General features: G+C 58.0%; 10 protein-coding genes and 1 tRNA gene. 8 read left to right on the top strand and 3 right to left on the bottom strand.

The window, feature by feature from the left end:
- Positions 1–292: 292 nt before the first annotated feature.
- On the top strand, positions 293–1351 hold the full coding sequence (gene nadA, locus ALO64_RS10395) for a quinolinate synthase NadA (protein WP_002552585.1): 1059 nt from the start codon (positions 293–295) through the stop codon (positions 1349–1351).
- Between the two features lie 58 nt (positions 1352–1409).
- Here nadA and ALO64_RS10390 read toward each other — a convergent pair whose 3' ends face one another.
- A complete protein-coding gene (locus ALO64_RS10390) occupies positions 1410–2843 on the bottom strand; it encodes a M48 family metalloprotease (protein ID WP_005732870.1) in 1434 nt (477 codons plus the stop codon).
- Between the two features lie 140 nt (positions 2844–2983).
- On the opposite strand from ALO64_RS10390, the gene ALO64_RS10385 reads away from it, so the two are divergent.
- Entirely contained in the window at positions 2984–3235 is a 252-nt protein-coding gene (locus ALO64_RS10385) for a sulfurtransferase TusA family protein (protein WP_005740980.1), read from the top strand.
- 37 nt (positions 3236–3272) lie between these two features.
- The gene (locus tag ALO64_RS10380) at positions 3273–4343 is read left to right on the top strand and encodes an AI-2E family transporter (RefSeq protein WP_004664275.1); all 1071 of its coding nucleotides are present in this window, start codon (positions 3273–3275) and stop codon (positions 4341–4343) included.
- 54 nt (positions 4344–4397) lie between these two features.
- On the opposite strand, the gene ALO64_RS10375 is transcribed toward ALO64_RS10380, so the two are convergent.
- Together ALO64_RS10375 and ALO64_RS10370 are read right to left on the bottom strand one after the other, a co-directional pair.
- Positions 4398–4871, bottom strand: coding sequence for a peroxiredoxin (locus ALO64_RS10375; protein ID WP_002552589.1), 474 nt, complete (start codon positions 4869–4871; stop codon positions 4398–4400).
- A gap of 9 nt (positions 4872–4880) precedes the next feature.
- Positions 4881–5444, bottom strand: a complete 564-nt coding sequence (locus tag ALO64_RS10370; protein ID WP_003368263.1) for a glycine cleavage system protein R — start codon at positions 5442–5444, stop codon at positions 4881–4883.
- Between the two features lie 325 nt (positions 5445–5769).
- Between ALO64_RS10370 and dapA the strand changes: the two genes are divergently transcribed.
- From dapA to ALO64_RS10345, 5 genes are all read left to right on the top strand, one after another.
- Complete coding sequence (gene dapA / locus ALO64_RS10365) at positions 5770–6648, top strand: 4-hydroxy-tetrahydrodipicolinate synthase (RefSeq protein WP_044345199.1); 879 nt, start codon at positions 5770–5772, stop codon at positions 6646–6648.
- A gap of 18 nt (positions 6649–6666) precedes the next feature.
- Positions 6667–7785 carry an outer membrane protein assembly factor BamC gene (gene bamC, locus ALO64_RS10360; RefSeq protein ID WP_044345198.1) on the top strand — a complete coding sequence of 373 codons (1119 nt, stop codon included), beginning with the start codon at positions 6667–6669 and terminating at the stop codon, positions 7783–7785.
- Positions 7786–8544, top strand: a complete 759-nt coding sequence (locus tag ALO64_RS10355) for an MBL fold metallo-hydrolase (RefSeq protein ID WP_002552593.1) — start codon at positions 7786–7788, stop codon at positions 8542–8544. It begins immediately after the preceding gene.
- Between the two features lie 28 nt (positions 8545–8572).
- Complete coding sequence (gene purC / locus ALO64_RS10350; RefSeq protein ID WP_005732874.1) at positions 8573–9283, top strand: phosphoribosylaminoimidazolesuccinocarboxamide synthase; 711 nt, start codon at positions 8573–8575, stop codon at positions 9281–9283.
- Positions 9284–9374: 91 nt separating this feature from the next.
- A tRNA-Ser gene (locus ALO64_RS10345) sits at positions 9375–9464 on the top strand.
- Positions 9465–9782 lie beyond the last annotated feature (318 nt).

Here is a 9782-nt window from a genome sequence, read left to right as displayed (position 1 = left end):
TTTTTCAGAGGATACCTAGACGGTTTCAAGAACGATTCTCATCAGCTATGGGCAAGCCAGAAACTTCTGGTAAATCGGTTTTTTGGCGTTAGAATCGGCGCGCCTTCAGAAGTCGGGCCGATATTTACTGAATATCAGCCATATGCTTGATTGCACATGGCGCAGCCTTTGTCAGGCGATGTATGCGTAAAGCTGGAGGGCCTTGGTTGATAAGGGTTTCCGGCTTTTTTATTGCCTGTATTTCGGGTGTAAACTTGCCTTTCGCGCTCTAGCGCCTTCAGGTCCCGCGAACATGACACAGATCTCCGAACGTTTCCTGGTGCAGGCTCATCTCGATGCGAAGCAGCCCAAAGCGCTGAGCCCGGCAGAGCAGGCGCGTTACCGAGCCGACATTGCTGCCGAACTCAAGAAGCAGGATGCCGTGCTGGTCGCTCACTATTATTGCGACCCGGTCATTCAGGCCCTGGCCGAGGAAACCGGCGGTTGCGTGGCCGACTCTCTGGAAATGGCCCGCTTCAGCAATAACCACGCTGCCAGTACTGTATTGGTCGCAGGCGTGCGTTTCATGGGCGAAACCGCGAAGATTCTCAACCCGGAAAAACGCGTGTTCATGCCAACGCTCGAAGCCACCTGTTCGCTTGACGTAGGGTGTCCGGTCGATGAGTTTTCCGCGTTCTGCGATCAGCACCCGGAGCGTACCGTGGTGGTGTATGCCAACACCTCTGCAGCGGTCAAAGCCCGTGCGGACTGGGTAGTGACCTCTGGCTGTGCGCTGGAGATCGTCGAAAGCCTGATGGACAACGGCGAGAAAATCATCTGGGCTCCAGACAAGCATCTGGGCCGCTATATCCAGCGTGAAACCGGTGCCGATATGTTGCTGTGGGACGGTGCCTGCATTGTCCACGAAGAATTCAAATCCAAGCAGCTTGAAGACATGAAAGCCTTGTATCCCGAGGCTGCGATTCTGGTTCACCCGGAATCGCCGGAAGCAGTGATCGAGCTGGCTGACGTGGTCGGCTCCACCAGTCAGATGATTGCCGCCGCGCAGCGCTTGCCCAACAAGACGTTTATTGTGGCCACCGACCGGGGCATCTTCTACAAGATGCAGCAGCTGTGCCCGGACAAGATCTTCATCGAGGCGCCTACGGCCGGTAATGGCGCTGCATGCCGAAGCTGTGCACATTGTCCGTGGATGGCGATGAATACGCTTGAGCGCACCCTGCAGTGCCTGCGCGAGGGTAGCAATGAGATATTCGTTGACCCGGCGCTGATCCCCAACGCTGTACGTCCGTTGCAGCGCATGCTGGACTTCACTCAGGCGGCGCGCTTGCGACAAGCGGGCAATGCCTGACAGCGGGGATGAGAAAGCCCGACGCTTGCGTNNNNAGTCGGGCTTTCTCATTCGGACATCAGTTCATCATGTCCTTGACCATCCGCTCTTGTTCAATCAGATCCTTTTGCCGTGCATCGATGCGTGACGCCAACTGGAAGTTGTTGGCCGCACGGCGTTTGGCAAAGTCCAGTTGCTGGATTGCCTGACGGAAATCGCCGACCAGTGCGAAATATTCGGCGCGCGCCTGATGCAGGCCGATGGTGTTGCCGTTCAGGCCACGGGTTTCCGCCACGACGTACCAGATGTCGGGATCATCCGGGCGGGTCTTGAGCAGCGCTTCAAGGCTTTTTTCAGCTTCCGCGGTGCGGTTCTGCTTGAGCAGCACGTCAATGCGCACGTCATTGAGCGGGTAGCTGCCGGGGTACAGCGTCAGCATGCGATCGACCCGTTGCTGGGCATCGGCCAAGCGGTTATTGGTGATGTCCAGGTCGATCTGCGTCAGATTGTAGGTGATGTCGTTTGGCGCTTTTTCGAGTAATGGCTTGAGGGTTTCTCTGGCTTCGTTCAGTTGCCCACCCTTGATCTGCGCGATGGCCAGGCCATAGCGAGCCGGATCGGATTTCGGGTTTTCAACCAGTTGCGCACGAAAACGCTTGGCGGCGATACCTGGTGTTTCTTCGTATATCAACGCAACGCGGGCACGCATCAGTTGATACAGCAGACTGTCTTCCTTGCCGCCAGGCTTGGCCTGCTCGGCGCGGTTGCGTGTGTCGGCGATCCGCGATTCGCTCACCGGGTGAGTCAGCAGAAACTCCGGTGGCCTTGCATCAAACCGATACTGACGCATTAAACGCTCGAACATGGTCGGCATGTTGCGCGGGTCATAGCCGGCCTTCTCCAGATTGAGAATGCCGATACGGTCGGCCTCCTGCTCGTTCTGGCGCGAAAAGCGACGTTGCTCCTGGATTGCAGCCGCCTGTGAGCCGGCGATGGTTGCGATACCGGCATCACCGGCACCTGCGGCAGCCATGACAATACCCGCCAGCATCGCGGCCATTACCGGCACCTGCATACGCTGCTGGGCCTCCATGCCTCTGGCGAAGTGGCGTTGCGACAAGTGAGCCAGCTCGTGAGCCAGTACCGACGCGTATTCGCCCTCGGTCTGGGCGTTGAGGAACAGGCCGCCGTTGACACCGATGATCCCGCCGGGTGCGGCAAAGGCGTTGAGTTGCGGGCTGTTGATCAGGATAAATTCAAGACGCCGGTCCTGAACCTGGCTGGTCTCGGCCAGGCGGTACACCGAGGTCTCGACGTAGTCCTTGAGTTGCGGGTCTGACAGTTGGGCTACCTGGCCACGCAGCAATCCCAGCCACGCTCGACCCAGGCGGTGTTCCTGTTCGGGGGAGACAATCGAGGAGCTGGCGTCGCCAAGTGAAGGCAGGTCATCAGCCATGCCATGCGTAGCGAACAGGCAAGCGAGGGTGAGCAGTGTAGGACGCAAAAAATTCATGCACGAAGCTCTGGTCAGAAGAACCTGTACTGTAGCTGGCTCAATGGCGTGCTGACCAGAGTGAGGTATTCTTGCCGCCTTATCCGCCATGCCTTTTCGGACATGGTTTGTAATTCGATGTGTCCGCCTGGAGAGAAACGATGTCTGACGCTGTAGTGCGCCCCAAGGTGTGCGACGCCGAACTGGATGCCAGTGGTCTCAACTGTCCGCTGCCTCTGCTGAAAGCCAAGATGGAACTCAATCGTCTGGCCAGTGGCGCGGTGCTGAAGGTGATCGCGACTGACGCCGGATCGCAGCGGGATTTTCGAACCTTTGCCAGACTTTCCGGGCATGAGTTGCTGCATGAAGAGGTCGACGCCGGCACTTATCTTTATTGGCTGCGCAAGGCTTGAACCACCACTGCCGTTTTTTTTTTGAAAAGGATGTTTGATGTTCAATGTGCTTCGCAATTGGGTGCAGCGCTATTTCTCCGATGAGGAAGCGGTGGTACTGGCGGTCTTGCTGTTTCTGGCGTTTACCCTTGTCCTGACCCTGGGCGGAATGCTCGCGCCGGTCATTGCGGGGTTGGTGCTGGCCTTCCTGATGCACGGGCTGGTCAGTGTTCTGGAGCGCCTGCGCATGCCTGAAATGGCCGCAGTCGGCCTGGTCTTCACGCTGTTCATCGGTGTGCTGCTGCTGTTCCTGCTGGTGCTGGTACCACTGCTCTGGCACCAGTTGATCACGCTGTTCAACGAAGCACCGGGCATGCTTGCCAAGTGGCAGTCTGTACTGCTGTTGCTGCCCGAACGTTACCCGCATCTGGTTTCCGACGAGCAAGTGTTGCTGGCGATCGAAGTCGCCCGTGGTGAAGTGGGCAAGATCGGTCAGTTGGCGCTGACCTTCTCGATCTCCAGCCTGCCATTGCTGGTCAACCTGATGATCTACCTGGTTCTGGTGCCGATTCTGGTGTTCTTCTTTCTGAAGGATCGGCACATGATCGGCCGCTGGGCGCGCGGCTATCTGCCTCGCGAGCGTGCGTTGATCAACCGGGTGGCGGATGAGATGAAGCGTCAGATTGCCAATTATATTCGCGGCAAGGTCATAGAGATTTTCATCTGTGGTGGCGTGACCTACATCGCGTTCGCCGCGCTCGGGCTCAACTACGCAGCGCTGCTGGCGATGCTGGTCGGCATATCTGTGGTCGTACCTTACGTTGGCGCGGTGGTGGTCACAGTGCCGGTGGCGTTGATCGGATTGTTCCAGTGGGGCTGGGGTGATCAGTTCATCTACCTGATGATTGCCCACGGCATCATTCAGGCGCTGGATGGCAACGTTCTGGTGCCGTTGCTGTTTTCCGAGGCCGTCAACCTGCACCCGGTTGCAATCATTTGCGCCGTGCTGCTGTTTGGCGGGCTGTGGGGATTCTGGGGGATCTTCTTTGCGATTCCGCTGGCCACGTTGTTCAAGGCCGTCCTCGATGCCTGGCCGCGTAATGAACCCACTGTGGCACCACTGCTTTAAGCAGCAAGTCTGGATCGTTGCGGCACCTTGCATGCCGCAACGCTTATCGGAATATCAGCCTTTGTTCAGGGCCTCGGCCTGCGCCAGTACTTCAGCCACATGGCCCGGCACTTTCACGCCGCGCCATTCCTGACGCAGTACGCCTTCCTTGTCGATCAGGAAGGTGCTGCGGTCAACGCCCAGGTATTCCTTGCCATACAGCTTCTTGAGCTTGATGACGTCGAACAACTGGCAGACGGCTTCGTCCTTGTCCGAAATCAGCTCGAACGGGAAAGACTGCTTGGCCTTGAAGTTTTCATGGGTCTTCAGGCTGTCTCGGGAAACACCGAGCACAACCGTATTGGCCGCCTGAAACTGCGCGATATGGTCACGAAAGTCCTGACCCTGCGTGGTGCAGCCGGGCGTGTTGTCTTTCGGGTAAAAATAAATCACGACCTGCTGACCCTTGAGCGCGGACAGCTCTACGGTCTGTCCGCTGGTCGCAGGTGCCTGAAAGTCGGGAACCGGTTGATCTACTGTGACGGTCATGGGAACTCCTTACATTGGGGCTTGTGGGCGCCAGGGTTCGATCAGTGCGTCGAGATTCAGCGCGTCGGCGAAATCGAGGAATTGATCGCGCAGCCAGCTGATCTGGGTCCCGGCAGGCAGTGTCACCGTGAATGTGGCATTAAGCATGGTGCCACCGGTCTGCGGAGCCTGATACGTGTCACAGATCAGATTTTCCAGCTCGACGTTGTGGTCAATGAAGAACTGGCACAGCTCATTGATGATGTCCGGGCGGTACGCCGAGCTGACGTAAGCCACGTAGGGCAGGGCTTCCGGGCGGTTCTCCAGGGTAGCGCTGCGTACAACGCTGGTGGTGAACGCATGCTTCTTGGAGAGACTCGCCAGGCCGGTTTCAAGGCGCGCCAGAGCGTCCCAACTGCCTGACACCTGAAGAATCAGCGCACTGCACTCACCGTGGCGAGTAAGGCGCGAGGTGACTACCGAGCAGCGGTTTTCATGGCTGGCACGGCACAGGACGTTGGTCAGCTCCATGGGGTTTGCGCCAAGGGCACTGATGACAAGGAATTGTTCGCGAACTGTGGGGGTGGACGACATGCAGCATTCCTAGACGATGAGCGGTCGGTACTTTTTCGGACTTGCGGGGCTGTTTCGACAATCGATGGCGCGAGATACCTTCCCGGGTCCCGGAGCGCCTGCCTTGCATGGAAGTACCATGACGGGGCTGGAGTGCACTGGGGCAGGGCTTCTGGCGACAAATTCGACCGATTGAGCGAGGTGCGCAGGTGACCAGTACCGATCAAAGGACGAAGGGTAGCGAAAACTATCGCTCAGGGGAATGCTCAGAGCGCGGTACTTCGCTTGTACAAGGCTGATAGCGCCAGTACCATTACGGCTCTCTTTTTCCGGCAGGAGCGGTTGCATGATTGCGGGCAGTATGGTGGCACTGGTCACACCAATGGATGCACAAGGTCGTCTGGACTGGGACAGCCTGAGCAAACTGGTTGACTTCCACTTGCAAGAGGGCACCAACGCCATTGTTGCCGTCGGCACCACCGGTGAATCGGCGACGCTGGATGTGAGCGAACACATCGAGGTCATCCGCCGTGTGGTTGCCCAGGTTGCAGGACGTATTCCGGTCATCGCCGGTACAGGCGCCAACTCGACGCGCGAAGCCGTCGAGCTGACCACCAACGCCAAGACCGCTGGCGCCGATGCGTGCCTGCTGGTAACGCCTTATTACAACAAGCCGACGCAAGAAGGCCTGTTCCAGCATTTCAGCCACATCGCCAATGCCGTAGACATCCCGCAGATCCTCTACAACGTGCCGGGCCGTACGGCCTGCGACATGCTGCCAGAGACTGTTGCGCGTCTGTCTGCGGTAAAAAACATCATCGGCATCAAGGAAGCCACCGGCAACCTGCAGCGCGCCAAGGACATTCTGGCCAGCGTCAGCAGTGATTTTCTGGTGTACTCCGGTGACGACGCTACGGCAGTCGAATTGATGCTGCTGGGCGGCAAGGGCAATATTTCCGTCACTGCCAACGTTGCACCGCGCCTCATGAGCGATCTGTGCGCAGCGGCCATGCGTGGCGATGCCGAGACGGCGCGGGCGATTCACGAAAAGCTCATGCCGCTCAACAACACCCTGTTTATCGAATCCAACCCTATCCCCGTGAAGTGGGCCTTGCATGAAATGGGTAAGATGCCAGCCGGTATCCGTCTGCCGCTTACCTGGCTCAGCGAAGCCTGTCACGAACCGCTGCGTCAGGCCCTGCGCCAGTCCGGCGTCCTGGTTTAATTGAGGAAGTATCACGCAATGAAGCGATTGGCCGGACTTTCCGCACTTGCTCTTATTATCTCCAGCACCAGCGGTTGCGGTTGGCTCTGGGGCGAAGATGGTTACTTCCGTGATCGCGGTAGCGATTACCTCCAGGCTACCCAGACCCCACCCATGCAGGTGCCTGCCGATGTGTCCGGCGTCAAGCGCCTGGACCCGTTGCTGCCGATCCCGCGCAATGTGGCTGACAGCACCCAGAAAGAGGGTGAATACACGGTTCCTCGTCCTCTGCCACTGGGCACGACTTCCGAGTCGAGCGATTTCAGCCTGCAGAAAAGCGGCGATGCGCGCTGGATTCTGGCTCAGCGTCAGCCAGCCGAAGTCTGGCCGGTGGCTCATCAATACTTTGAAGACAATGGTTTCCGTATCGCTGAAGAGCGCCCGCAGACTGGCGAATTCAGCTCCTCGTGGCAGCGTCTTGATGAACTGTCCGCCTCGGTTGCCAAGCGCCTGAGCGCCGCTGGCGTTTCAGCCGACGCTGAAACCCGCGTGCGGGTTCGTATCGAACCGGGCGTGCAGCGCAATACCAGTGAAGTCTATGTGGTGAGCGTCGAGCGTCCTGCCGGCAGCACGGCCGATGTGGCGTTCCCGACCCGTACCACCAACCTGGGGCTTGATGCCGCGCTGACCGACGACCTGCTGGCCAGCATGGGCCGCAACGCCGAGAAGGGCGGTTCTATTTCCCTGTTGGCGGCACGTGACTACGACACCCCGAGCCGTGTTGCCTTGAGCGAAGACGGTAGCGGCAACCCGGTATTGAACCTCGGTGCCGATCTCGACCGTGCGTGGTCGAGTGTCGGCCGCGCGCTGGATCAGGGTGACTGGCGCGTCGAGGACATCAACCGCAGCCTGGGTCTGTACTACATCAACCTTGCCGAAAAGGCCAAAACGCCTGAAAACGAGCCTGGTTTCTTCGGTCGCCTGTTTGGCAGCAAGTCGAGCAAGGAAGAGATCGATGCCTGTGCCGAGCGTTATCAGGTTCGCCTGAGCAAGGTGGGTGACAACGTTCAAGTGACCGTCGAGAAGAACATCAATACCGTTGCGCCTGCGGATATCGCGCGTCGGGTGTTGAGCGTTATTCAAGACAACCTGGGTTAAGTGCGTTTCGCGGTTCTCGGCAGCGGCAGTCGTGGCAACGGCACGCTGGTCGCAAGCAACGATACGTACGTACTGGTCGATTGCGGTTTCTCCCTGCGGGAAACCGAGCGGCGCCTGGCGCGTCTGGGCGTCGCTGCAAACCAGTTGAGTGCGATTCTGGTAACCCATGAGCATGCCGATCATGTGCATGGCGTGGGTTTGCTGTCGCGGCGCTACAATGTGCCGGTCTACCTCAGCAGCGGCACATTGCGCGGTATGCGCAAACCGGTTGAAGTTGCCGGTTTGCTGGCGGGCGGAGAGAGCTTGCAGGTTGGCGCGCTGGGCATCGATGTGGTGTCTGTCGCTCATGATGCGCTTGAACCGACGCAGTTTGTCTTCAACGACGGCAAGCGCCGCTTCGGTCTGCTGACCGACCTCGGCTCTTACTGCTCTAACGTATTGCAGCGTTATCAAGGCCTGGATGCCTTGATGATCGAGGCCAATCACTGTCGCGACATGCTTGCCCGAGGCCAGTATCCGGTCTTTCTCAAGCAGCGCGTTGGCTGTGAAACAGGTCATTTGAACAATCACCAGGCCGCCAGCCTGGTGAGCGAGCTGGGATGGCAGGACCTTCAGCACCTGGTGCTGGCGCATCTGAGCAGCAAGAACAACCTGCCGCATCTGGCCCGGCAATGTTTTGTCGACACCCTTGGGTGCGACCCGGACTGGCTGCAACTGGCCGATCAAGATTCAGGGCTCGACTGGCGACATATCGCCTAGCCCAACTACTTAGCAAGCGGAGCCCATCATGGAAAAACGTGAAGAACTCTACCGCGGCAAAGCCAAATCGGTTTACAAGACCGACGACGCTGACCGCTTGATCCTGCTGTTCCGTAACGACACTTCGGCGTTCGACGGCAAGCGCATCGAACAACTGGACCGTAAAGGCATGGTGAACAACAAGTTCAACGCCTTCATCATGCAAAAGCTTGAAGAAGCGGGCGTTCCGACCCAATTCGACAAGCTGCTGGGCGACAACGAGTGCCTGGTCAAGAAGCTCGACATGATCCCGGTCGAGTGCGTCGTGCGTAACTATGCTGCCGGCAGCCTGGTCAAACGTCTGGGCATCGAAGAGGGTACCAGGCTCAATCCGTATACCTTCGAACTGTTCCTCAAGGACGACGCCAAGGGCGACCCGTTCATCAACGAATCCCACGTTGTGGCATTCGGCTGGGGCACTGCCGAGCAACTGGTTCGCATGAAAGAGTTGTCGATCAAGGTCAACGAAGTCCTGACCAAGCTGTTTGACGACGCTGGCCTGCTGCTGGTCGACTTCAAACTCGAATTCGGCGTATTCCACGGTGAAATCGTCCTCGGCGACGAATTCAGCCCGGACGGCTGCCGCCTCTGGGACAAGGACACTCGCAAGAAAATGGACAAGGACCGCTTCCGCCAGGGTCTGGGCGACGTCATCGAAGCTTACGAAGAAGTCGCAAGCCGTCTGGGCGTGCCGCTATAAGCGGAAAAAACACGCAAGCGCTTGATAGCACGAAAAAAAACAGCAGAAGGGCTTCGCCTTCTGCGCTGATACTGTTATGATGCGCGCCGTTGGAGAGATGCCAGAGTGGCCGAATGGGACGGATTCGAAATCCGTTGTACCTTCACCGGTACCTAGGGTTCGAATCCCTATCTCTCCGCCATACAAATAAAGACCCGTAGCTGATTTAGCTACGGGTTTTTTATTGCCTGAGATATGGATCATTTCCGCGTACGTGCTTCATTTGGTCTGATTTACAGCGTCCCTAACGCGCCGATACACGTGCTGCGTGAGGGGCTCTTTCGAGTGCTCTAGCCGGGTGATGTCGTCAAAGGGGTCGTCGATCAGGTCAGGCAACAACTGCCGCACTATGTTTAGAAGTTGCGAACGAGGGTTACCAGAATCGCGGTATCGTGAGAATATCTGTAGCGGATGTTAACTGTCATAGTGAGTACTTGATGTTTAGGGAAGGTCTGAAGTA

This window comes from Pseudomonas meliae, assembly GCF_001400515.1.
Lineage (GTDB): Bacteria > Pseudomonadota > Gammaproteobacteria > Pseudomonadales > Pseudomonadaceae > Aquipseudomonas > Aquipseudomonas amygdali.
The sequence above is the reverse complement of the archived record's forward strand: the minus strand, read 5'-3'. Positions and strand labels throughout refer to the sequence as shown.

What these genes read in the sequence shown, in the direction of transcription:
- nadA (WP_002552585.1), top strand. Translation starts at nt 293, where the DNA reads ATGACACAGATCTCCGAACGTTTCCTGGTGCAGGCTCATCTCGATGCG.
- ALO64_RS10390 (WP_005732870.1), bottom strand. Translation starts at nt 2,843, where the DNA reads ATGAATTTTTTGCGTCCTACACTGCTCACCCTCGCTTGCCTGTTCGCT.
- ALO64_RS10370 (WP_003368263.1), bottom strand. Translation starts at nt 5,444, where the DNA reads ATGTCGTCCACCCCCACAGTTCGCGAACAATTCCTTGTCATCAGTGCC.
- purC (WP_005732874.1), top strand. Translation starts at nt 8,573, where the DNA reads ATGGAAAAACGTGAAGAACTCTACCGCGGCAAAGCCAAATCGGTTTAC.
- bamC (WP_044345198.1), top strand. Translation starts at nt 6,667, where the DNA reads ATGAAGCGATTGGCCGGACTTTCCGCACTTGCTCTTATTATCTCCAGC.
- ALO64_RS10380 (WP_004664275.1), top strand. Translation starts at nt 3,273, where the DNA reads ATGTTCAATGTGCTTCGCAATTGGGTGCAGCGCTATTTCTCCGATGAG.
- dapA (WP_044345199.1), top strand. Translation starts at nt 5,770, where the DNA reads ATGATTGCGGGCAGTATGGTGGCACTGGTCACACCAATGGATGCACAA.
- ALO64_RS10385 (WP_005740980.1), top strand. Translation starts at nt 2,984, where the DNA reads ATGTCTGACGCTGTAGTGCGCCCCAAGGTGTGCGACGCCGAACTGGAT.
- ALO64_RS10375 (WP_002552589.1), bottom strand. Translation starts at nt 4,871, where the DNA reads ATGACCGTCACAGTAGATCAACCGGTTCCCGACTTTCAGGCACCTGCG.